The following is a 22,847-nucleotide window of genomic DNA, read 5'->3' on the forward strand; positions in this document are numbered from 1 at the left end:
GAAGAGGTTGGATGTTAAAAAAAATTCTGAAATCATATGATTATTCGTTTATTGTTGTCCTAGCGATGTTAACGATTTTCGGTCTAATTATGGTATATAGTGCCAGCATGGTTTCGGCGGTTCAGGTATACGAAGTAGCAAGTGACCATTTTTATCAGAAGCAGCGCTTTAATTTAATTGTTTCGGCGGCTGTATTTTTGTTTGTTGCCATTATTCCGTATAAACTGTATCAAAGTAATAAATTTTTGATGCTGATCGTTTTTGGCTCGCTTTTCGGGTTAAGTGCCTTGTTTATCTTTGGACATGTAGCCGGGAACGCGCAAAGTTGGTTTAAAATCGGTACTTCAAAGCTCCAACCTTCGGAATTTGTCAAATTATGTGTTATTATGTATTTATCTGCTGTTTACGCAAAGAAACAGCCCTACATAAATGAATTTAACAAGGGGGTAGTGCCTCCTTTAGTCTATGTAGTTTTTGCTTGTATTTTGGTAGCAGCTCAGCCGGATTTTGGTACAGCCTTTATTATCTTTTTAATTGCGGCCACGGTGATTTGCTGTTCCGGGATGAGCCTGCGAAATATTATGAGGCTGACCGGAATTGGTTTAGTGCTCATCATTCCAACTGCCATTATTATGAGGAAAGAGATTTTCTCTGATGTCCGCCTTGGACGTTTCCTCGCCTATAAAAATGCTTTTACTGATGAGCAGGGAGTAGGGTGGCAATTAGCTAATTCCTATATCGCTATTGGCTCGGGCGGATTAAAAGGTGTTGGATTGGGGCAAAGTATTCAAAAACTAGGTTATCTCCCTGAGTCGCATACGGATTTTATTATGGCTGTCATTGCAGAAGAATTGGGGATTTTTGGTGTTGCATTTGTATTAGTATGTTTAGGATACATCATTTTAAAGGGGATTTTTGTCGGAGTAAGGTGCAAAGACCCGTTTGGCAGCCTTCTTGCCATTGGAATATCATCAATGATTGGCATTCAATCCTTTATTAATTTAGGCGGCATCTCAGGAGTTATTCCTTTAACAGGAGTTCCACTGCCATTTGTCAGTTACGGGGGCTCCTCGCTATTGCAATTATCTATTGCAATGGGGATTCTTGTGAATATCTCTATGTTTGTAAATTATGAAGAAAAATATAAGCGTAAAGATGTCAAATCGCCTTCTGAGAAGACGAAGGATGGGGCAAGACAAACCTATTATTTTCGTAAATAAACGTGGGGGGTAACTTCCCTGCGTTTTTTATAAATGGCTGGGTTACAAGTTTGTTGATAGAGAATAAATTTATTTCTTAATGATACGCATGTTACGAGCCCGCTTAATAAAAAATAGTAAAGCGGGCTGTATAATGACGTTCAACAAATAATCAATAACAAGGCCAAAAATTTTTAAATAAATGAGGTGTTTTTTAAGTGAGCAGACGCATCAATAAAGTCTTAGTCGCGAATAGAGGGGAAATTGCTATTCGCGTTTTTAGAGCGTGTGACGAATTGGATATTCGTACAGTTGCGATTTATTCAAAAGAGGATTCTCTTTCCCTGCATCGTTATAAAGCCGACGAAGCTTATTTAGTAGGAGAAGGAAAAAAACCGATCGATGCGTATCTTGATATCGAAGGTATCATTGAAATAGCAAAAGAAAACGAAGTAGATGCCATCCATCCTGGATATGGATTTTTATCAGAAAATATCGACTTTGCAAAAAGATGTGAAGAAGAAGGCATTATTTTTATTGGACCGAAGTCTCAACACCTTGACATGTTTGGTGATAAAGTTAAAGCAAGAGAACAGGCTATTAAAGCGAATATTCCTGTTATTCCGGGTTCGGACGGTCCTGTAAACAGTCTGGATGATGTAAGGAACTTTGGCGAAACACATGGTTTCCCTATTATCATCAAAGCGTCATTGGGCGGCGGCGGCAGAGGTATGCGGATTGTCAACAGCGTTGATGAAGTAGCGGAAGCATATGACCGTGCAAAATCAGAAGCAAAGGCTGCTTTCGGTAATGATGAAGTTTATGTTGAAAAATACATTAGTAAACCAAAGCATATCGAAGTTCAAATTATCGGAGATGCTCACGGAAATATTGTTCACCTATATGAACGTGACTGCTCCATTCAGCGTCGTCATCAAAAAGTAGTTGAAATTGCTCCGAGTGTATCGCTTTCTGAGGACTTACGTAACAGAATCAATAATGCAGCTGTTCATTTAATGAAAAATGTGAATTATATAAATGCCGGAACGGTTGAATTTTTAGTTTCCGGGAATGAATTTTATTTTATCGAAGTCAACCCTCGTGTACAGGTAGAACATACTGTAACTGAAATGATCACAGGAATTGATATTGTTCAGACGCAAATTCTTGTTGCGGAAGGATTTGACCTTCATGGCAAAGAGATTGATATCCCAAATCAAGAAGGCATTATTACACTTGGCTATGCGATTCAATCACGTGTAACAACTGAAGATCCTTTAAATAACTTTATGCCGGATACAGGTAAAATAAATGCTTACCGTTCAGGCGGAGGCTTTGGCGTACGGCTTGATGCAGGAAATGCCTACCAAGGTTCTGTCATTACACCGCACTATGATTCATTACTTGTGAAAGTTACCACACATGCCCATACATTTGAGCAGGCTGCCATCAAAATGGTACGTAACCTTCATGAATTCCGGATTCGCGGTATTAAAACGAATATCCCATTCCTGATCAATGTGGTCAATCATGAGAAGTTCCGCAATGGTGATTACGATACATCCTTTATTGATGAGACGCCGGAACTATTTGTTTTTGAAAAGCGCAAAGACCGTGGAACAAAAATGCTTAACTATATTGGAACGGTCACGATCAATGGATTCCCAGGAATTGAAAAGAAAAAACGTCCTGTTTTTGACAAGCCAAGAATTCCGAAGATTGCTTCAGACTTAGAAACAAAAAATGGAACAAAACAAATCTTAGACGCACAGGGTGCAGATGGTCTTGTACAATGGGTAAAAAATCGGAAAGAAGTATTATTAACCGATACAACCTTCCGTGATGCACACCAATCATTATTAGCAACAAGGATTAGAACGAATGAGTTCAAAAATATTGCTGAACCGACAGCTAAATTGCTTCCTGAATTATTCTCAATGGAGATGTGGGGCGGTGCAACATTTGATGTAGCTTATCGCTTCTTGAAGGAAGATCCATGGGTAAGATTAGAAACATTAAGGAAGCAGATTCCAAATGTATTATTCCAAATGCTGCTTCGTGCTTCAAATGCCGTAGGTTATAAAAACTATCCGGATAATGTCATTCGTGAATTTGTGGCCAAATCAGCTGCAGCGGGAATCGATGTATTCCGTATTTTCGACAGCCTAAACTGGATTAAAGGGATGGAAGTCGCCATTGACGCAGTAAGACAATCAGGAAAAATTGCCGAAGCTGCTGTTTGTTATACCGGAGATATTTCAGACCCAATGAGAAGCAAGTATGATGTTAATTATTATAAAAATATGGCTAAAGAATTAGAGGCACAAGGTGCTCATATCTTAGCCATTAAAGATATGGCCGGCTTATTAAAGCCGCAGGCAGCGTATCGTTTAATCTCAGAATTAAAAGACAGCGTAAATATTCCAATTCACCTTCATACACATGATACGAGCGGAAACGGAATTTATACGTATGCAAGGGCGATTGAAGCTGGAGTTGATATTGTCGATGTAGCCATCAGTACAATGGCCGGAATGACATCACAGCCAAGTGCTAACACACTTTACTATGCTTTGGAGGGTAAAGATCGCCAACCAAATGTTAGTATTGAATCATTAGAAACTCTTTCGCATTATTGGGAAGATGTTCGTAAATACTATCAGGATTTCGAATCTGGTATGAAATCTCCGCATACAGAAGTTTACCAGCACGAAATGCCTGGCGGACAGTACAGCAACCTGCAGCAGCAGGCAAAAGCAGTCGGTCTTGGTGATGAATGGGATAACGTTAAGAGAATGTATGCTACTGTAAACCAAATGCTTGGAGATATTGTTAAGGTAACTCCTTCTTCTAAAGTTGTTGGAGATATGGCGTTATTTATGGTGCAAAATAATTTAACTGAAGAAGATGTATTAACAAAAGGTGATACCATTGATTTCCCTGATTCTGTGATTGAATTATTATCCGGATATCTTGGACAGCCTCAAGGCGGATTCCCTGAACAATTACAAAAGGTTGTGCTGAAAGGAAAAGAACCAATCGCGGTTCGTCCTGGAGAGCTTCTTGAACCAGTAGATTTTGCTGCATTAAACGAGGAATTAACAAATGAAGTAAGCAAAAAAGTGACTGATCATGATCTTCTTGCCTATGCCTTGTATCCAAAAGTATTTGTTGATTATGTAAAAGCAGTTGAACAATACGGAGATATCTCTGTTTTGGATACACCTACATTCTTCTATGGTCTTCGTCTTGGCGAAGAAATTGAAGTGGAAATTGAAACAGGTAAAACACTAATCGTGAAGCTTGTATCAGTTGGTCAGCCGCATCCAGATGGAACCCGGGTTGTATACTTTGAATTAAACGGTCAAACCCGTGAAGTGGTTATTAAGGATGAAAGCATCAAGTCAACAGTTGCTACGAAAGTAAAAGGAGATCCGAAAAATCCAAGTCATCTCTCTGCTACCATGCCTGGTACAGTAATCAAAGTACTAGTTGAGAAAGGTGAAAAGGTAGAAAAAGGGGATCATCTCGTTATTACAGAAGCCATGAAAATGGAAACAACTGTTCAGGCTCCATTCTCAGGAACCATCAAGGACATTTATGTTCAAAATGGTGAAGCCATTCAAAATGGAGATTTACTGATTGAATTGGAAAAGTAAAGTAAAAAAGAGCTGCGAATTCGCAGCTCTTTTTTACTTCGACAATGATTCTTTATTCGTAGAGTGCTGTTGAGACACATTTGCGTTTATTTTACTTCTGTATGAGAGCAGAACAAAATAGCTCAACATTCCAAATAAACATGTAATGAATAGTGCGTGGGCAAGCGCAATATACAGACTGTAAAGCGGCAGAATGACGATGAAAGCACCTGCAATGACCTGTAAAGAAACTAGTATAAAAGAGATGATCCAACCCCAATAAATAACTTTTTGCTGCCGATAATTTTTCACTGCAAAAAAGGTAATATAACAAATCCAAATAAAGATAAATCCTGCTGCAGCTCGATGACCCATTTGAACCCATTCGTAAAGGTTGGTCGGAAGAATTAATTGATCATTACGGCATAGCGGCCAATCACGGCACACATGGCTTGCATTCACATGACGCACAAGTGCACCTGTGTAAACAACGAAATAACTGTAAATCGTAACAGCAAAAATATGCTTTTTTAATCGGACATCAAGAATCAATTTCTCAGCATCAAATTTTTTATCTATTTCAAAAATGAGCAGAGTTAACAGAAATACAGTGGCGAAAGAAATCAACGATATTCCAAAGTGGAGCGCAAGGATAAAATCTGATTGACCCCATTTTACTGCTGCTGCACCAAGAAGACCCTGTAAGACTAAAAAGAGAATAGAACTTACAGTCAAAAATTTGGTTTCTCGGATATGTCCAATCGTGCGCCATGCCATTATCGATAAAACGATGACCAATAAGCCGACAGAGCCGGATACCACACGATGGGCTAATTCAATAATTAATTCACTGGTTATTTCATCGGGAACAAGCTTTCCGTGGCAAAGCGGCCAAGAGCGTCCGCAGCCCATTCCTGATTCTGTTTTGGTAACCAGTGCACCTCCAATTAAAATAAAGAGCATTCCAATTGTAGTTAAAACAGATAACCATTTGAGAGCACGATGCAAACCTTTTCACCTACTTACTATTAGTTCAACAAAAATTATAATCTAGTTGATCATATCCGATTTTATAAAAATATGAAAGATCATATAGGGAAAATATTTTGAATTTATTGAAAAATATAGCTTTTTCCTTTAAAATTCATAGAATAATTGGTAAAATAGCTGAAAAAATTGTGACAGTTTTTAGAAGTTTTTATTCACAAGTTTACTTATTCATAAAATTTAATGAAAGATGCAGGAAAAGCCTGATGGTAAACTTGGAATTGTTTTTTTATTATGTCACTAAAACGACACATTTTAAAGAGAAATAATTTCATTTGTCATTATTTTTTCACAAATTATACAAAAAAAATTCACAAAACAGGGTATAATATGTTTTAATAGACAAGAAAGGTCCGAAATTGATTAAAATGTCGGTAATTAACAACATTGTAATTGTAGTAATATAAGAATCCGCAATCGTTATTACTTTGCATTCCCGAAATATTGGCATGAAAAGCAAGGATGGAATTGTTGCTTAGAATGGCTTATATTAATAATAAGGGAAGGTGTGATATTTGTAATAGCGAAAAAGGGAGGAAGAGTTATGTCTAATTCGAGGACACTTACAAAAGCGGTCATACCTGGAGATAAAGGTTCTCTAGCAACAGACATACCGAAAACAACTATGTGGAAAGATTTTCTTGCATTGATAAAAATTGGTATTGTCAATTCGAACCTAATTACTGCATTTACAGGTTTCTGGTTAGCTTTACAGTTTTTAGATAAGGGGTTTTTTGCAAATCTAGATATTTTATTTTATTCTATGATAGGTTCAGCACTTATCATGGCCGGGTCCTGTTCGCTGAATAACTATATTGATCGTGATATTGATCATCTTATGGAGCGAACAAAATCAAGACCGACAGTAACAGGAAAAGTAAAACCTTTTAAAGTAGCTGTCATGGGTATTGGATTGATTTTAATTGGACTTATCTTTTTATTGTTAACAACCATTACTGCGGCTGTTATCGGCCTCATTGGTGTTTTTAGTTATGTAGTAGTATATTCTATGTGGTCTAAGCGTCGTCATGTTTCAAATACAATTGTCGGCAGTGTTTCCGGAGCGGTTCCGCCGTTAATTGGCTGGGCTGCAGTAGATCCAAATCTAGATATTATGGCCTGGATGTTATTTTTGATTATGTTTGCCTGGCAGCCGCCGCACTTTTATGCACTAGCTATGAGGCGTTCTGAAGAATATCGCAAAGCCGGTATTCCGATGCTTCCAGTAGTCAAGGGATTTGCGACAACCAAAATTCATATTTATTGTTGGATAGCTGCGTTGATACCTCTTCCTTTTTTCATGTCTGAATTAGGTTTGCCATTTGTGATCCTTGCAAGTGTCTTAAATATCGGCTGGATTTTAGCTGGTATTTATACAAATAAGTTTAAAGACGACATGAAATGGGCAAGAGTCATGTTCATCTATTCATTACAATATCTTACTATCATATTTGTCGCTATGGTAATTGTCACACTCATATAATGTTTTTTTGCTAAAAAATTGACAAATAAACTTCTGTGGTGTATAGGTCTTATATGTAAATAAATTACATATAAGACCTATACATTATCTGTTATCAGGAGAACGATAGACATAATAGGATGCAAATACATAATTATACTGTTTTTTTGATAAGGTAGTGAGGAGATTCTTTCTGGCTTTAAGTTATATATTAAAGTTTGAAAGAATTTTACCATATTTTTAAGAAATTTATCACGAAAGAGGGGTATGATGAAGCAATGAAAAGACTGTCAAATTGGCGTCTTATACCGTTATTATCGGTGCTGGCGCTTATGCTTTCCGGCTGCGGTGAACCTTTTATCTCAGCATTAAGGCCAGCTGGTGAAGTAGCAAAAAAGCAGTATGATCTAATGGCCTTAAGTACTGCTATTATGGTGGGAGTTATCGCTATAGTTGTCTTAATATTCTTAATAGTCGTAATAAAGTTTCGAAGAAAAGACAACAAAATTCCAAAGCAAGTTGAAGGAAATCACAAATTAGAGATCATCTGGACTGCTATTCCAATTCTTTTACTTTTAATCCTTGCGGTTCCAACAGTAGCTGCAACCTTCAATTTAGCTGATACGAAAGAAATGGATAAGCAAAACTCCAATGCGCTCGTCGTAAATGTACGTGCTAACCTATACTGGTGGGAGTTTGAGTATCCAAATGAAAAAATCGTAACAGGACAGGAACTAGTTGTACCAACAGATGAAAAGGTTTACTTTAACTTAAAAGCATCTGATGTCAAGCATTCATTCTGGATTCCTGCTGCCGGTGGAAAAGTGGATGTAAATACTGATAATTCAAACAAATTCTGGCTTGAATTCGACAGCAAAAAAGCCAGTGAAGCAAACAATATTTTTTATGGGAAATGTGCTGAGCTTTGCGGTCCATCACATGCATTAATGGATTTTAAAGTAAAGGCAGTACCGCGCGCCGAATTTGATCAATGGGTAGCGGATATGCAGGATGTAAAAGAACCTGAGCAGGCTGCAACAGATTTGGCAAGCCAGGGGCAAGACGTATTTAACAAGAGCTGTATGGGCTGCCATGCTGTTACACCAAGCAATGCAACACCTGAAGCTGCTAGGTTAGCGCCAAATTTAACAAACTTTGGTGAACGTACGACGATTGCCGGTGTCCTTGAACATAATGAAGAAAACTTAAAAAAATGGATTCGGGACCCAGAAAGCTATAAGCCGGGCAATAAAATGACAGGGGCTTATAACGCACTGTCAGAACAAGAGCTTGATGCGTTGACGAAGTACTTAATGACTTTAAAAGTACAAGATTAAAAAGGGGAATATGCTGTAAAAGGGAGGACTAATTGTGAGTACCTATGCACAAAAAAAAGGGCTTGGCGCTTTTTTGTGGGACTATTTAACAACGGTAGACCATAAAAAGATTGCACACCTTTATTTTATTGCTGGGGCACTGTTCTTTGTTATCGGTGGATTAGAAGCGATGATGATTCGTATCCAGCTGATGAAACCTGATAATGATTTTGTTAGTGCCGGATTATTTAATGAAATTATAACCATGCATGGAACAACGATGATTTTCTTGGCAGCAACACCGTTGTTGTTTGCCTTTATGAACGCGATTATGCCATTGCAAATTGGGGCACGGGATGTTGCGTTTCCATTTTTAAACTCTTTAGGTTTTTGGTTGTTTCTTTTTGGTGGAATATTTTTGAACCTTTCTTGGTTTTTAGGCGGTGCACCAGATGCCGGATGGACATCCTATGCATCACTATCACTCGAATCACCGGGGCATGGGATTGATTTTTATACTATTGGTCTGCAAATATCCGGTTTCGGAACCTTAATGTCAGGAATTAACTTTTTGGTTACGATTATTAATATGCGTGCACCAGGAATGACTTTCATGAGAATGCCTTTGTTTACCTGGACAACATTTGTCGCATCGACTTTAATTTTATTTGCCTTTACACCGCTGGCTGTCGGGTTGTTTTTACTAACCTTTGATCGTTTGTTCGGAGCAAATTTCTTTGATGTAGCAGGCGGCGGAAACACGATCATTTATGAACATATTTTTTGGATTTTTGGACATCCTGAGGTATATATTTTAGTGTTACCTGCCTTTGGAATTTTCTCGGAAATTTTTTCAACATTCTCAAGAAAAAGACTATTCGGATATTCATCCATGGTTTTTGCTACCATGTTAATCGGATTCTTGGGATTCATGGTATGGGCTCACCATATGTTTACAACAGGACTTGGTCCGGTTGCGAATGCTATCTTCTCTGTGGCCACGATGGCCATTGCGGTTCCGACAGGAATTAAAATCTTTAACTGGCTGTTCACAATGTGGGGCGGAAGCATAAAATTTACAACTCCAATGTTATACGCCGTGGCATTTATCCCATCCTTTGTTATGGGGGGAGTAACGGGAGTTATGCAGGCAGCTGCACCAGCAGACTATCAATACCATGACAGTTATTTTATCGTAGCGCATTTCCACTATGTTATTGTCGGTGGTGTTGTGTTTGCTCTCTTAGCTGCAACTCATTTTTACTGGCCGAAAATGTTTGGTACTATGTTGAATGAAACATTAGGTAAAATTGTTTTCTGGTTATTTTTAATCGGTTTCCATTTAACATTCTTTATTCAGCATTTCCTTGGTTTAATGGGGATGCCGCGCCGTGTATTTACCTTCCTTCCTAATCAGGGCTGGGAAACTGCGAACTTAATTAGTACGATTGGTGCCTTTGTTATGGCAGTCGCAGTTATTATCACGGTGATCAATGTCATTATTACTTGTGTTAAAAATGAGAAAGTAGGCAACGATCCATGGGAAGATGGACGAACGCTTGAATGGGCAATTGCATCACCGCCTCCTTTCTATAATTTTAAACAAACACCGCTTGTACGCGGATTAGATCCATACTGGATTGAAAAAATGGAAGGCAAAAAGGAACTGACACCTGCTGAGCCGCTTGGAGATATTCATATGCCGAACTCTTCCTTTAATCCATTTATGATTAGTTTAGGATTGTTTATTACTGCATTTGGTGCGATGTTCCAATATAATATGGAAAAAGATGATGTGTTCGGAAATCCGGCAGGGGTTATTACTTTTATCATCGGGCTTGTTATTACTTTTGCATCGATGGCATTCCGTTCTGTAAAAGATGATCACGGTTTTCATATCCATAAAGAAGATTTAATGGATAGCAATGATAAAGGGGGGAAGGCATAATGATGGCGGAAGAAAAATGGACTGCTGAAACATGGCCTGCTGCACCCGAACGGCAAACGTTAGAAGCGAAAAATAAATTTGTAGGTTTTTGGCTCTTCTTAGGCGGCGAAACGGTTCTCTTTGCCACGTTATTTGCCACATACCTGGCCTTAAAGGATAAAGTACCAAGTGCGGACCATAAGCTCGCAATTGACCTATTTGAGCTGCCGCTTGTTTTTGCCACTACAATGATCCTGTTAACCAGTTCGTTAACAAGTGTTTATGCCATCTATCACATGAAGAATTTTCAGTTTAAAAAGATGATGGTGTGGCTGGGAGTGACCGTTTTATTAGGGGCATCATTCTTAACGCTGGAAATTTATGAATTTAATCATTATGTGCATGAATTTCATCATACCTTTACGAGCAGCGCCTTTGGTTCAGCGTTCTATACACTGACGGGATTCCACGGAGCTCACGTAGCGTTTGGGTTATGCTGGATTCTAACCTTAATGGTTCGTAATGCAAAAAGAGGACTTAATCTGTACAATGCGCCTAAATTTTATATTGCCAGCCTTTATTGGCATTTTATTGATGTCGTTTGGGTATTTATCTTTACGGTTGTATACTTGATGGGGATGGTGGGATAATCTGATGAGTAATGAACAATTAAATTCGGTTAACCACAATGATATACACTATCGGCGGAAGAAAAATGCGGAGGAAATGAAACATCAGGTAATTACCTTCGCCTTAATGATTTTCCTGACATTGGCCTCGTTTACCGCCGTTGCTTATGATGGATTTTCACCATGGTTTACTGTACCATTCATTGTTTTGCTTGCAGTTGTACAGGTAGCCTATCAGTTGTATTATTTTATGCATATGAGTCATAAAGGGCATGAAGTAGCTGCCATATACATGTTCAGCGGGATTTTAATTGCTTTTATTACCGTATTAGCCTTTGTTACGATTATCTGGTGGTAAGAAAGCATTTTATTGGAGAAATAAAAAAGGGGGATCGGCTGTGCTGATTTCCCTTTTCTTTTACCGTGAGCACATGAGATAAAGGACGTTAAATTGAGTTTTTACCATTGTGACAGTATAATTGATGTATATGATAGATGGTGGGCACGAGAGGTCTATCGTTATAGAAAATAAACAAGTAAAGGGTGGTGAGTCTATAAATGACATTGGATGTATTCGGTTTTCGAGCGTTATGGAGTCCTTATTTCTTCATCGCTGTTGTCCTATTCACAATTTCCTATTTTGTCCTGACGATTAAATACAGGTATTTATTTAAAGAAAGTAAGCCGCTGACATTTTCCCAAGGGATGCTGTTTATTTCGGCTATGATCCTACTCTATGTGATAAAAGGGTCTCCGTTAGACTTAATGGGGCATATCATGTTCTATGCTCATATGATTCAAATGGCATTTTTATATTTACTAATACCGCCGATTTTGATCGTGGCTATACCTGCATGGGTTTGGCAGAAAATTTGGTCTGTAAGGTTTTTGAAAGGGTTATTCACTTTTTTTACGAAACCATTACTTGCCCTTATTCTATTTAATGGCATGTTCTCTCTCTACCATATGCCGCTGATTTTTGATTTAGTGAAAACAGATATGTGGCTTCATGCAGCTTACACAAGTGTACTATTCTTGTTCTCCCTTTTTATGTGGTGGCCGCTGTTGAATAAAATAGAAAAATTGCAAACCCTTTCCGGATTAAAGAAAGTAGCTTATATTTTTGCCAGTGGAGTCCTATTAACACCTGCATGCGCGCTGATCATATTTAATGATCAACCGATGTATGCTGCCTATTCAGATCCGGAAGCATGGATGGAGGCAATGCAGCTGTGCGTGCCTGCCGGAACATTGGCGAACCTAAATATAAATGGTCCTGAAATGTTTGCCTCTATGTCTCTCCTTCATGATCAGCAGCTTGGCGGCGTGTTGATGAAAATCATTCAGGAAGTCATTTATGGTGCTATGCTGGCCAGAGTTTTTTATGAGTGGTACCGTAGTGATCAAAAGGAAGCTGAGGAGCAGCAAGTTTCCCATCTGGACCCCTATTCTATAAAATAAATATTGTCCTGTAATAAACCTCTCAATTCATGTAGTTGAGAGGTTTCATTTGGGTGATAAAATAAATGTCAAGCAGGAATGTCACACTTTTCGTAAAAGAATAGTCTGATATAGTAAAATTGTGTGAAAACATTCTGTTTATTCTTGTATTCCCTATACTGCTCCACTAAACTTATAATAGCTAGAGTACGATTGATCCATTAATCCATAATTAGAGAGGAAGCAATCATCATGGACTTACCAATTTTACCTACGATAAGTACATCTTTTATCGTCATTAGTGCAATAACCGTTGCGATTGGCTGGAACTTAATCCGTCAGCGAAAAAGAGAAGCGCATAAAAAAACAATGATGCTGGCAGCTTTGTTTGCCGTTATTTTCTTCCTTATTTATGCCAGCAGAACGATATTTATCGGCAATACGGCCTTTGGTGGACCAGAGGATATTAAGATTTATTATACGGTCTTTTTAATATTCCATATAACATTGGCAACAGTTGGAGCAGTGCTAGGAATTATGATGCTGGTAACTGGGTTTAAAAATAACTTTGCCTTCCATCGTAAGATAGGTCCTGCTACAAGTGTAATATGGTTTTGTACAGCTATTACAGGTGTAGTTGTTTACTTATTATTGTATGTGTTTTATCATGGCGGCGATACAACTTCAGTCATTAAAGCGATACTAGGTTTTTAAAGAAGGCATTAAAAAAAGGTGCTGCGGTTTTCCGCGGCACCTTTTCTAAAAAGAAGTTATTTTTTTGCAATTGCGCTGATTTCTTCTTTTAGATTTGTTAAGATCGTTTCACATTGTGTCACTAAGGATTTAGGGAAGTTTTCTCCTTCGCCATACTCGACACCATGCGGATAATAATATTTGCCCAGTAATGGAGTCAAAAGCTGTACCAGCGCTTTATTTGCGCCTACATCCCCTTCAACTGCATACCCTTGTACGCGAAGATAGAAAACGCCTTCATTTAATTCAAATTTTCGATCGTATGTAACCCTGTCATAATCCCATTGGCTTTCTCTGACTAGCCCATATTCAAGCATTACATCATCAAGGCGTCTTAAATCAGCTTTTAACCCTTCAAATCCTGTGTTTTCAAATTTCATCCTGTACCCCTCCCAACAACCTCGGTTTCATTCAATCATGAAAATGGTTCTGTTAATTTCACAACAAAGTTTACCCAAATTTAATAATAGTGGAAAAGCGATTAAGTTGCAATCCATTTTCGGGAAGAAAAATGACTGAAAAGATAATCTTTTTATAAAGATGGCGTGCCCTGGATGAAGGAACAGGGGGTGATTTTCCCTGAGTTTGCATAATACGTGATGAAGTGGAGAAAATGATTAAAGAAGAACATTTAAGACTAGATTATGTCTTGATACATGATAAGGAGGAATAGTGGGAAATGAAAAGAATTCGCGATATTATGACAGATGAAATTGAATGCTGTTCTTTGTTGGATAATGTCTATGAGGTAGCGGTAAAAATGAAGGAACTCAATGTTGGCGCTATCCCGATCGTAGATGAGGAAAGACTTATTGGGATGATTACGGATAGGGATATTGTTGTTCGTGGTGTGGCCGGGAAAAAGCCTGGTTCAACAAAAGTAGGAGAGATCATGAGTGACAGCTTGTATACGATTTCACCTGATGCTAATGTAACGGAAGGGGCCCATTTAATGGCGCAGCAGCAAATTAGACGCTTGCCGGTAGTAGAAGGTGAACGCTTGATTGGTATCGTAAGTCTGGGAGATTTCGCCATAAATCAACTTACAGACCAACAGGCAGGAAGTGCTCTTACCGATATTTCAGAGCAGCAAGATTTTATCCAACATTAAGGCACCTTTAAGGTGTCTTTTCTGTATGCAAAGCGTGGATTCCGGTTCCATCATCCTCCAAATGTAAAAGCCCCCAGAACGATTATTTTGATGCTCTCAAAATTAGAAATCATCACGCTATCAAATTGAAAAGCTGGAATGATATAATAATGGCAAGCAATGATCATTTATGGACGAATAAAGAGAATCAGCGAGGAGGTGAGTCTCTTAAAAACTTTTATTCGAATTATGATTAGTTTAGTGACTGTAGCTGCTATTGGTTTTTGGATAAATGTATCTGATAAGGAGAATCAAGGGGTTCCTGATAATCAGGACTATACAGTTTCGGATGAAAATCAAGATGAAAACATTCAGCCGTCGTCTGCAATCCATTTTAAAACAGAAGGATTATTTCGTTTAATTGGAAGTACAAAGAAGGAGGTCCGAAAACAACTAGGTGAACCTTCAAGGGTGGATCTATCTGCCTATGGGTATGATTGGTGGATTTACAATAAGAATCAGGATGAGTATTTACAAGTCGGAATGGATAAAGGAAAGGCTGTTACCGTTTATGCACTCGGTAAGGATGTTGATATTAGTCCATTTTACATTGGGCAGTCCATTGGAGACATTTATGCAATGAATATTATCGATACGAATATCAGTTTCGAATATAAAGATAGCTCTTATCATTTTGAATTATCCGAGGAAGAAATTAATACCAATCCGCTTATTCACATTGAAAATGTTTTTGTGCAATTATACATTGATAAATTTACTGGAGAATTATCGAGTATTCGTTTAATGAATGCGCCGACTTTAATTAAAATACGGCCGTATGAACTATTATTTCGAGGGGATTTATTAGAGCCGCCAAATGACATCGAAATCGATGAGAAGAAATTAGAACGTGATTTAGAAATGCAAGTTCATGAGATGGCAAATATTTTCCGTATCCGCCATAAAGCAGAACCGCTGCAGCTGGATGAAAAAATAGCAGAAGCTGCTTATTCCCATAGTGTGGACATGTTTGAAAGCAATAATTTCTCCTCAACATCGGAGGAATATGGCGAAGTTTCTGAGCGATTAAGAGCAGGGGGCGTCAACTTTCAAAGCTTCGGCGAAAATATTGCGTACGATTACATTGATGCAGCAGATGTACTGGAAGGATGGTTAAACGATAAAGAGTATCGCGATCATTTGCTGAATGCGGACTTTACCCATTTTGGGGCAGGTGTTTATAAAAACTATTACACCATGGATATGATTCAAAGGCAGTAACCTGTGCTGCTGGATTGTTTTTCTATTCACCAATTTTTGTGCCATACATAAAGTAATATAGGCAACTGCTTAGGTTGAGGTGAATGGATATGACAACTAAAAAGCTTCATCCGTCGATTGAGGAATTTAAAGAGTTTGTCAATAAAAATCCCCAAATCATAGATGAAGTGCGATCTGGGAAAGCAACATTACAGGAATTGTATGAGGATTGGTACTTGTTTGGTGAAGAGGATGCCAGGTGGGATGCTGACCGTGCAGAAAAAAACACTGAAAAAAATACATCCAGTATAAAAGGAGGAGATTGGCTGACACATTTTTTAGGGTCAATGAAAAAGATGGATCCCAATCAAATTCAAGGTCAATTAGGTCAGTTAAGCAAGGCCCTCGGAGCTATTCAGAATGTAATCATGCAATTACAGGGCGGAGCCGCCGGTCAGGGCATAAAAGTCTCAGCACAAAAACCAAATCATCCATTTCAATTTAGGAAAGATTGATTCTCACGGGGAGAAGATAGATGAGAAAAGATGTATATATGTATTTGGAGCAGCAAAAGGAATTAATGGCATTCCTTCGTGAGCAGCCTGTCTGGTACAGAAGATTGACAAGAGATCCGAACAAATTGCAAAATATGGAAATTGAGGCGCTGCATTATTATAAAAAAACGATCCCTCATCATGTTGCGAAATTTTCCAATGGAGTGCAAATGGCTACTATGATGATGAGCATGTTTCAGGCTATGAATGCAGACAAATAGCGAAGTATAACGGGATAGTGCCAGAACTAAGGAGAGAAGAACTCCTCAGACTCTGGCATTTTTGTTTTCCATGCAAATATATTTTTTACCCCACAAAACGGATTTTAGAGTAAAAATACAACGATCGGCAAACACTACTATCAGATTTAGTCTATTAGACATTTGTTTTTTTACGAAACAAATGACAGGAGTGATAGTAATGAAAAATATGTTTTACGCAGGAACACTGTTCATGATATTGATGATGCTTTCAGCGTGCCAGAAGGATATACCGGAACCAGAAACGAAGAAATTTGTCATCCTGCAGGAAGCGGCAGTACAGGCATCAGGACTTACCATAGAGTCGAATGATTCTTTTGTAGTTAAGCATCAAGTTAGGGGCAGTGATGTATATTTTGAATGTATGGTAAAGGGGACTTCGTTTAGAAATGGGGGGGCAAAAATTATCCTTTATATTGATGGTAAAAGAACAAAAGAAGTAAACAATGCTGCTTTTATTGTGAAAGGGCTCAATAAAGGAATGCATAAAATAAAGCTTGAATTGAAAGCAGCTAATCAGCAAACAGCTTTGGCTGAAAAAGTAATGGATATTGAAATCAAATGATAATGGAGGAACCTGCCATCAAAGTGAATGGACCTGCATTTCGCTTTTACTCTGTTTCATGCTAAAATAGGAGCGGAGGTGTTTTTTCTTGCTTGCTACTATCGAAAGTGTATTAATATTAGAAAATGCCGAAAAAATAGCGGAAATGATTAATCAATCGGAAATTGCCGCTTATTATAGATTATGTTTAGATAAATTGAAGAACAACGAAGAAACGCAGAAGAAAATCCGCGGCTTTATAGAGATGAAGGAAAAGTATGAAGAAGTGCAGCGGTTTGGTCAATATCATCCCGATTACAAAAAAGTAATGAGGGAAATAAGAGAAGTGAAACGAAAGATGGATTTGGATGAACATGTTGCCGAGTTTCGCAAAGCCGAAAATGACTTGCAGGGCTTACTTGACGAGGTAAGTGTTATTATCGGACGTGCAGTTTCCGATAATATTAAGGTTCCTACAGGTAATCCGTTTTTTGACAGTCTTTCAAATTGCTCAAGCGGCGGTTGTGGAAGCGGTGGCAGCTGCGGGTGTTCAGTTTAATTAACGATTAAAAGGAGTGTGCCATTCGCTGCCGCTCCTTTTTCGTTTCTCAAGATTGAAAAGAGTTCGTTTTTTGTGTAGACTAAGAATAGAAATGTAAATGAGGAGAAATGTTATGATAGGACAGCGGCAAGGTATAATCGTTTGGCTGAATTCCGTTAAACATGCAAAAATGCTCAGAAGATTCGGCAATGTCCACTATGTCTCAAGAAGACTAAAATATGTTGTATTATACTGCAATCAGGAAGAAATCGATGAGTTAATGAATAAATTAAAAACCTATTCATTTGTAAAAAAGGTTGAACCATCTTTTAAACCTTATGTAAAAATTGAGTATGAAAATTCGAAACCGGATAAAGCGAAGGAATACGATTATAAGATGGGGATTTAAAGCGAGAATCCAGGCAATACTCGCTTTAAATTTATTCCTGGGAAAATATCTAAATTATTTCGACTATTCATAATTGAAATAAAATGCTATAATAAAAAAGCCCTGCAGATTTTCTGCAGGGTCCTTCTATATCCTTACGGATTGAAGGTAAAGGGAGAGGAGAAACCGGAGGAAGAACTTATGGGGAAACGTAAGTCTTCTCCGCGGTTGGCAACAACATCCTCGAATGATGTTGTTATCACTATTATTTCCATAATTGGGGGCGATATACCTGAATTTTGATGATAATTTTTATCAGTAAGTATTTTAATTGAATTTAACTATAAGTAGTGTATGATAGGATTGGAAAAAAAGTTAATGAAATTAAAAATACTGTGGTGATTTTATGAGAGTGGTTTCAGGTAAATGCAAAGGAAGGCCTCTAAAAGCGGTTCCGGGAAATTCTACCCGGCCAACTACCGACAAAGTGAAGGAAGCCATTTTTAATATGGTTGGTCCGTATTTCGACGGCGGAATAGGGCTGGATTTATTTGCTGGCAGCGGTGGTCTCGGCATAGAAGCATTAAGCAGAGGACTGGATAAAGTCATTTTTGTGGATCGAGATAAAAATGCTATTCAAACGATCCATGAGAATATACATAAATGCGGTTTAGAACAATATGCGGAGATTTTCCGCAATGATGCTGAAAGGGCTTTAAAGGCGGTCTCAAAAAGAGAGCTGCAGTTAAATTATATATTTCTCGATCCCCCGTATAAAAAGCAGCAGTTGGAAAAATTAATGGAAATCATTGCTGAAAACAAATTACTGCATCCTAATGGAGTCATTATTTGTGAGCATGGCTCTGAATTCGAAATGCCTGATGAAATGACGGATTTTGAGAAAAGTAAAAATGAACAATATGGGATCACAACAGTTTCTATCTATGTGTATCGGAAAATGTAGGAGGAGAAGATGGAAAGAATTGCAATATGTCCAGGAAGTTTTGATCCGATTACAAATGGACATCTAGACATTATATCGAGAAGTTCACGTATTTTTGATAAATTGTATGTGGTTGTGTTAAATAACGAATCAAAGCATCCTTTATTTACTGTTGAGGAAAGATTGGAGTTAATTAGAGAAGTAACAAAGAAATATCCGAATGTAGAAGCAGATGTCTACTCAGGTCTGTTGGCTGATTATGCAAGGGAGGTAGGTGCCACAGCCAATATCAGGGGGCTTCGGGCTGTTTCCGATTTTGAATATGAAATGCAAATTACCTCGATGAATAGATTATTAAACCATGACCTTGAAACATTCTTTATTATGACAAGAAATCAATATTCTTTTTTAAGCTCAAGTATCGTAAAGGAAGTTGCAAAATATGGGGCAGATATTTCTGAACTAGTTCCTGGGGTAGTAGAAAAGGCTTTAAAAGAGAAATACTCTGATAATAAATAAAATACTGAAAGATGAGCAGGCTGAATTGCTCGTCTTTCAGTATTTTTTTGTCCATACCATTCTTTTCGCATAAATCATAACGTAAACAGCCAGGATACAGATAGTAAACAGCGCCCCGATATCTGCCCATTGGACGGTGGAGTTTTGCAGGAAGCTGACTGGTATTGCGCTGGGTGTCTCCTCGTGGTCAAATACCTCTGTATAAAGCGGCTGCCAAAGGATATAGGTATACACTGCCGCAAATCCTCCCTGCAGAATTCTGGCAATGAAAAAAGGCTTGAAATTAATGTCCGTTTGGGCAAGGATACTTGCCACCTGGGCATGAACGCTTAAACCGCTGAATCCCAGAATCAGACTTATAAGAACAGCTTGTTGCATTAATGCTGTATCTTTGGCTTCACTTATTAATTGACTTCCCAATGTAATTTCAAATAATCCTGAAATAAAGGGAATACTAAGTTCAGCCGGCATGCGGATTAGTTGAAAAAGAAATGTAATGGTATTGGCAAAAAAAGGCGTAATGTGGAGAAGGAACAGCAATTGATTTAAAACAGAGAACAAAATGATAAAGCCGCCGATCATTAATAATGTTTGAACTGAAGACATGACAGCATCACCTAGTAATTTTCCAATAGGCCGGTTATCCTCGATTCTTGTTTTATGGAGTGCGGAAAGGGCTGCTCTAAGCGAAATGTTTTTTTTATTTGTTTCTTTTCTTATTTCATCTTTTCCGTAAAACCGCATAATAAAACCAACCGTAATATTACCTAAGTAATGGGCTGCTGCAAGCATGATGCCTAGTTTGGCATTTTCAAAAAAACCTACTGAGACCGCACCGAAAATAAAGAGCGGGTTCGAGGAATTAGTAAAAGAGGCCAAGCGTTCCGCTTCAATTTTCGTCAACTGTCCTTCTTGTCTTAATCTTGCCGTAAGCTTGGCACCGGCAGGAAAACCCGATGCCATGCCCATTGCCCATACAAAGCCTCCTGCACCGGGAACGCGGAATAATGGTCTCATGAAGGGTTCCAGTAAAACGCCGATAAACCTGACAACACCGAAACCGATCAGCATTTCTGAAACAATAAAAAAAGGTAATAGCGAGGGGAAAACAATTTCAAGCCACATATTCAGTCCTCGAACGGAAGCAGCAACAGATTCTTGAGGAAAAGCGATAAGTGATAAAGCCAGTAATGAAGCAGCTAAGGCTAAAATAATGCTTTTTAATTTGGAACGAAACACTTCAGATCCTCCCTCAAGCTAAACTATCTGTCTATAATATGTAATTAATGGTAAAATAGTAATGAATGTGAAGCCGGTACGCCTTAGGACACCAAGTGTTGTTTGGTTAAAGACTGGACTTTTTCATACTAATGCTATTGCTCCTTATCCCAAACAAGCAGTGCTGGACCTGTCCCCATATAATTGAATATACTCATAGAACGGCAAAATAGACCATATTATTTAACAGTACCTATCCGTATTATTTAACAGTACCTATGAGAGAGGGGATTTTTTTGGACCGGCCAAAAATTGGTTTAGCGCTTGGTTCGGGAGGGGCACGCGGTTTCGCCCATTTAGGGGTTTTGAAAGTATTAGTTGAAAATGGCATACCTATTGATTTTATAGCTGGAAGCAGCATGGGCTCATTAGTAGCCTGTTTTTATGGGGCTGGAATTGATATAGAAAGGCTGTATAAAATTTCGACAGCTTTTAAACGGAAATATTATCTCGATTTTACTGTTCCTAAAATGGGATTTATTGCTGGGAAAAGAGTCAAGGAGCTAATTCGTGTATTTACGAAAGGGAAGAAGCTTGAAGATTTAATGGTACCGATTGCCGTTGTTGCCACTGACCTTTTGTCAGGGAAGAAGGTTGTCTTTACGGAAGGACCGATTGAAGATGCCGTACGTGCCAGTATTTCGATACCGGGAATTTTTGTTCCGGAAAAAATTAACGGACGTCTGCTGGTGGATGGAGGCGTTGTTGATCGGATTCCTGTTTCTGTTGTGAAGGAAATGGGAGCAGATATTGTGATTGCTGTTGATATTTCACATATCAATAAAAATGCTGAAATTACATCCATCTATGATGTCATCATGCAGAGTCTTGATATCATGCAAATGGAACTGACAGAACAGAGACAAATTGCATCAGATATTATGATTCGTCCAAGAGCCGAAAAGTACGGTTCTCGCAGCTTTACTAATATTGATGAGATCATTATGATTGGAGAAGAGGAGGCTCTAAAGCATATTACTCAAATAAAAAAAACGATGGAACAGTGGAAGGGGTCTCATCAAGGATGAAAGGCCATAAAGGAATACGCAGATTTTTCATCATCATGGCTATATTATTAGCTTTATCTTTTTATTCGCTGCCCTACTATGTTTCTAGACCGGGCATGGCAAAGGAACTGGAACCTATTATTAAGGTTGACGGCGGGCACGATGAAGAAGGAAGTTTTATGCTGACAACTGTCCGCATGGGAAAAGCCAATGTCTATTCTTATGCAATAGCGAAATGGAGCAAATATCAGAAAATCTATCCGGTTGCTGAAATCAGGAGCGATAATGAAACAGACGAGGAATACAATGTGCGGCAGCTTCATTTAATGGATGCTTCTAAATTAGCAGCCATAGAAGTGGCCTATAAAAAGGCTGGGAAACCCGTTAACTATGAATATGCAGGTGTGTATGTATTGAATGTCATACCGAAAATGCCTGCAGAAGGGAAGCTTAAGCCGGGAGACCGTATTTTTCAAGTGGATGATCATGAATTTACTTCATCGAAAGAATTTCTTGATTATGTCAGCGAAAAAAAAGCCGGCGATACGATTGCTCTTACGTATGAGAGAAATGATGAGATCCATGATACGAAAATTACGCTTGAAAAATTTAAAGATGCCGAAAATATTGGGCGTGTCGGTGTAGGTATTGGTCTTGTTGAGGATAAAAAAATACGGGTAAAGCCGGAGGTTACCGTGAAAACGGATGAAATTGGCGGACCGTCAGCAGGGTTCATGTTTTCTCTTGAAATTTATAATCAATTGACAGAGGATGACCTAACAAAAGGTTACGAAATAGCTGGAACCGGTACCATATCTCCCGATGGAACAATTGGCAGAATTGGCGGTATAGAGCAGAAAATAGTTGCGGCAGATAAAGCTGGTGCTGAAATCTTTCTCGCCCCAAATGAAAAAGGTAACAAGGATTCAAATTATCTTGCTGCTGTTAAAACCGCTAAAGAAATTGGCACGGATATGAAGATTATCCCGATTGATCATTTTGATGATGCTGTTGAATATTTGGGAAAATTAAAGGAAAAAAAATAAAGCAGA

23 protein-coding genes are annotated in these 22,847 nt (G+C 38.4%); 20 read left to right on the top strand and 3 right to left on the bottom strand.

Annotation, left to right across the window (positions count from 1 at the left end; all coding sequences use genetic code 11):
• Positions 1-11 precede the first annotated feature (11 nt).
• Positions 12-1,220: an FtsW/RodA/SpoVE family cell cycle protein gene (locus tag HNR53_RS01510; protein ID WP_184521881.1), complete on the top strand. Its 1,209-nt coding sequence runs from the start codon at positions 12-14 to the stop codon at positions 1,218-1,220.
• A 197-nt stretch (positions 1,221-1,417) separates the two neighbouring features.
• Positions 1,418-4,858, top strand: coding sequence for a pyruvate carboxylase (pyc, locus tag HNR53_RS01515; RefSeq protein ID WP_184521885.1), 3,441 nt, complete (start codon positions 1,418-1,420; stop codon positions 4,856-4,858).
• Positions 4,859-4,891: 33 nt separating this feature from the next.
• On the opposite strand, the gene HNR53_RS01520 is transcribed toward pyc, so the two are convergent.
• Entirely contained in the window at positions 4,892-5,845 is a 954-nt protein-coding gene (locus tag HNR53_RS01520; RefSeq protein ID WP_184521888.1) for a COX15/CtaA family protein, read from the bottom strand.
• A gap of 583 nt (positions 5,846-6,428) precedes the next feature.
• Between HNR53_RS01520 and cyoE the strand changes: the two genes are divergently transcribed.
• The 7 genes from cyoE to HNR53_RS01555 all read left to right on the top strand — a co-directional run bounded on the left by cyoE (position 6,429) and on the right by HNR53_RS01555 (position 13,372).
• Positions 6,429-7,367: a heme o synthase gene (cyoE, locus tag HNR53_RS01525; RefSeq protein ID WP_184521891.1), complete on the top strand. Its 939-nt coding sequence runs from the start codon at positions 6,429-6,431 to the stop codon at positions 7,365-7,367.
• A 257-nt stretch (positions 7,368-7,624) separates the two neighbouring features.
• Positions 7,625-8,683, top strand: coding sequence for a cytochrome c oxidase subunit II (coxB, locus tag HNR53_RS01530; protein ID WP_184521894.1), 1,059 nt, complete (start codon positions 7,625-7,627; stop codon positions 8,681-8,683).
• Positions 8,684-8,717: 34 nt separating this feature from the next.
• Complete coding sequence (gene ctaD / locus HNR53_RS01535) at positions 8,718-10,610, top strand: cytochrome c oxidase subunit I (protein ID WP_184521897.1); 1,893 nt, start codon at positions 8,718-8,720, stop codon at positions 10,608-10,610.
• A complete protein-coding gene (locus tag HNR53_RS01540; protein ID WP_184521900.1) occupies positions 10,610-11,239 on the top strand; it encodes a cytochrome (ubi)quinol oxidase subunit III in 630 nt (209 codons plus the stop codon). Before ctaD ends, HNR53_RS01540 begins: the two co-directional genes overlap by 1 nt.
• 4 nt (positions 11,240-11,243) lie before the next feature.
• A complete protein-coding gene (gene ctaF / locus HNR53_RS01545; RefSeq protein ID WP_184521903.1) occupies positions 11,244-11,576 on the top strand; it encodes a cytochrome c oxidase subunit IVB in 333 nt (110 codons plus the stop codon).
• A gap of 200 nt (positions 11,577-11,776) precedes the next feature.
• Entirely contained in the window at positions 11,777-12,679 is a 903-nt protein-coding gene (gene ctaG / locus HNR53_RS01550; protein WP_184521905.1) for a cytochrome c oxidase assembly factor CtaG, read from the top strand.
• A 231-nt stretch (positions 12,680-12,910) separates the two neighbouring features.
• Positions 12,911-13,372, top strand: a complete 462-nt coding sequence (locus HNR53_RS01555) for a DUF420 domain-containing protein (protein WP_184521908.1) — start codon at positions 12,911-12,913, stop codon at positions 13,370-13,372.
• A 56-nt stretch (positions 13,373-13,428) separates the two neighbouring features.
• Here the strand turns inward: HNR53_RS01555 and HNR53_RS01560 are convergent, their stop codons facing one another.
• Positions 13,429-13,791, bottom strand: coding sequence for a YugN family protein (locus tag HNR53_RS01560; RefSeq protein ID WP_184521911.1), 363 nt, complete (start codon positions 13,789-13,791; stop codon positions 13,429-13,431).
• Positions 13,792-14,090: 299 nt separating this feature from the next.
• Here HNR53_RS01560 and HNR53_RS01565 point away from each other — a divergent pair, with 299 nt between their 5' ends.
• The 9 genes from HNR53_RS01565 to coaD all read left to right on the top strand — a co-directional run bounded on the left by HNR53_RS01565 (position 14,091) and on the right by coaD (position 19,510).
• Positions 14,091-14,522 (top strand): CBS domain-containing protein, encoded by a 432-nt coding sequence (locus tag HNR53_RS01565; RefSeq protein WP_184521914.1) that lies wholly within the window; start codon positions 14,091-14,093, stop codon positions 14,520-14,522.
• Between the two features lie 198 nt (positions 14,523-14,720).
• The gene (locus tag HNR53_RS01570; protein ID WP_184521917.1) at positions 14,721-15,782 is read left to right on the top strand and encodes a CAP-associated domain-containing protein; all 1,062 of its coding nucleotides are present in this window, start codon (positions 14,721-14,723) and stop codon (positions 15,780-15,782) included.
• 89 nt (positions 15,783-15,871) lie between these two features.
• Positions 15,872-16,276 carry a YlbD family protein gene (locus tag HNR53_RS01575; RefSeq protein ID WP_184521920.1) on the top strand — a complete coding sequence of 135 codons (405 nt, stop codon included), beginning with the start codon at positions 15,872-15,874 and terminating at the stop codon, positions 16,274-16,276.
• 20 nt (positions 16,277-16,296) lie between these two features.
• Positions 16,297-16,536: a YlbE-like family protein gene (locus HNR53_RS01580; RefSeq protein WP_184521922.1), complete on the top strand. Its 240-nt coding sequence runs from the start codon at positions 16,297-16,299 to the stop codon at positions 16,534-16,536.
• Between the two features lie 199 nt (positions 16,537-16,735).
• Positions 16,736-17,140 carry a hypothetical protein gene (locus tag HNR53_RS01585; RefSeq protein WP_246439187.1) on the top strand — a complete coding sequence of 135 codons (405 nt, stop codon included), beginning with the start codon at positions 16,736-16,738 and terminating at the stop codon, positions 17,138-17,140.
• Positions 17,141-17,228: 88 nt separating this feature from the next.
• The gene (locus HNR53_RS01590; protein WP_184521925.1) at positions 17,229-17,678 is read left to right on the top strand and encodes a YlbF/YmcA family competence regulator; all 450 of its coding nucleotides are present in this window, start codon (positions 17,229-17,231) and stop codon (positions 17,676-17,678) included.
• A 115-nt stretch (positions 17,679-17,793) separates the two neighbouring features.
• Positions 17,794-18,069: a YlbG family protein gene (locus HNR53_RS01595; protein ID WP_184521928.1), complete on the top strand. Its 276-nt coding sequence runs from the start codon at positions 17,794-17,796 to the stop codon at positions 18,067-18,069.
• 385 nt (positions 18,070-18,454) lie between these two features.
• Positions 18,455-19,012, top strand: a complete 558-nt coding sequence (rsmD, locus tag HNR53_RS01600; RefSeq protein ID WP_184521931.1) for a 16S rRNA (guanine(966)-N(2))-methyltransferase RsmD — start codon at positions 18,455-18,457, stop codon at positions 19,010-19,012.
• 9 nt (positions 19,013-19,021) lie between these two features.
• Complete coding sequence (gene coaD, locus HNR53_RS01605) at positions 19,022-19,510, top strand: pantetheine-phosphate adenylyltransferase (protein WP_184521934.1); 489 nt, start codon at positions 19,022-19,024, stop codon at positions 19,508-19,510.
• Positions 19,511-19,546: 36 nt separating this feature from the next.
• Here coaD and ylbJ read toward each other — a convergent pair whose 3' ends face one another.
• A complete protein-coding gene (gene ylbJ / locus HNR53_RS01610; RefSeq protein ID WP_184521937.1) occupies positions 19,547-20,749 on the bottom strand; it encodes a sporulation integral membrane protein YlbJ in 1,203 nt (400 codons plus the stop codon).
• A gap of 275 nt (positions 20,750-21,024) precedes the next feature.
• Between ylbJ and HNR53_RS01615 the strand changes: the two genes are divergently transcribed.
• Both HNR53_RS01615 and HNR53_RS01620 read left to right on the top strand, forming a co-directional pair.
• Positions 21,025-21,816, top strand: a complete 792-nt coding sequence (locus HNR53_RS01615) for a patatin-like phospholipase family protein (RefSeq protein ID WP_184521940.1) — start codon at positions 21,025-21,027, stop codon at positions 21,814-21,816.
• Positions 21,813-22,841: a SepM family pheromone-processing serine protease gene (locus tag HNR53_RS01620; protein ID WP_184521943.1), complete on the top strand. Its 1,029-nt coding sequence runs from the start codon at positions 21,813-21,815 to the stop codon at positions 22,839-22,841. Before HNR53_RS01615 ends, HNR53_RS01620 begins: the two co-directional genes overlap by 4 nt.
• Positions 22,842-22,847 lie beyond the last annotated feature (6 nt).

It is taken from the genome of Bacillus benzoevorans, from assembly GCF_014207535.1.
Classification (GTDB): Bacteria; Bacillota; Bacilli; order Bacillales; family Cytobacillaceae; genus Bacillus_BD; species Bacillus_BD benzoevorans.

Bases quoted from the DNA above. Each gene is read 5' to 3' on its own strand.
- HNR53_RS01510 (WP_184521881.1), top strand. From the start codon at position 12: ATGTTAAAAAAAATTCTGAAATCATATGATTATTCGTTTATTGTTGTC.
- cyoE (WP_184521891.1), top strand. From the start codon at position 6,429: ATGTCTAATTCGAGGACACTTACAAAAGCGGTCATACCTGGAGATAAA.
- coxB (WP_184521894.1), top strand. From the start codon at position 7,625: ATGAAAAGACTGTCAAATTGGCGTCTTATACCGTTATTATCGGTGCTG.
- HNR53_RS01540 (WP_184521900.1), top strand. From the start codon at position 10,610: ATGATGGCGGAAGAAAAATGGACTGCTGAAACATGGCCTGCTGCACCC.
- ctaF (WP_184521903.1), top strand. From the start codon at position 11,244: ATGAGTAATGAACAATTAAATTCGGTTAACCACAATGATATACACTAT.
- ctaG (WP_184521905.1), top strand. From the start codon at position 11,777: ATGACATTGGATGTATTCGGTTTTCGAGCGTTATGGAGTCCTTATTTC.
- HNR53_RS01555 (WP_184521908.1), top strand. From the start codon at position 12,911: ATGGACTTACCAATTTTACCTACGATAAGTACATCTTTTATCGTCATT.
- HNR53_RS01560 (WP_184521911.1), bottom strand. From the start codon at position 13,791: ATGAAATTTGAAAACACAGGATTTGAAGGGTTAAAAGCTGATTTAAGA.
- HNR53_RS01565 (WP_184521914.1), top strand. From the start codon at position 14,091: ATGAAAAGAATTCGCGATATTATGACAGATGAAATTGAATGCTGTTCT.
- HNR53_RS01575 (WP_184521920.1), top strand. From the start codon at position 15,872: ATGACAACTAAAAAGCTTCATCCGTCGATTGAGGAATTTAAAGAGTTT.
- HNR53_RS01580 (WP_184521922.1), top strand. From the start codon at position 16,297: ATGAGAAAAGATGTATATATGTATTTGGAGCAGCAAAAGGAATTAATG.
- HNR53_RS01585 (WP_246439187.1), top strand. From the start codon at position 16,736: ATGAAAAATATGTTTTACGCAGGAACACTGTTCATGATATTGATGATG.
- HNR53_RS01595 (WP_184521928.1), top strand. From the start codon at position 17,794: ATGATAGGACAGCGGCAAGGTATAATCGTTTGGCTGAATTCCGTTAAA.
- rsmD (WP_184521931.1), top strand. From the start codon at position 18,455: ATGAGAGTGGTTTCAGGTAAATGCAAAGGAAGGCCTCTAAAAGCGGTT.
- coaD (WP_184521934.1), top strand. From the start codon at position 19,022: ATGGAAAGAATTGCAATATGTCCAGGAAGTTTTGATCCGATTACAAAT.
- HNR53_RS01620 (WP_184521943.1), top strand. From the start codon at position 21,813: ATGAAAGGCCATAAAGGAATACGCAGATTTTTCATCATCATGGCTATA.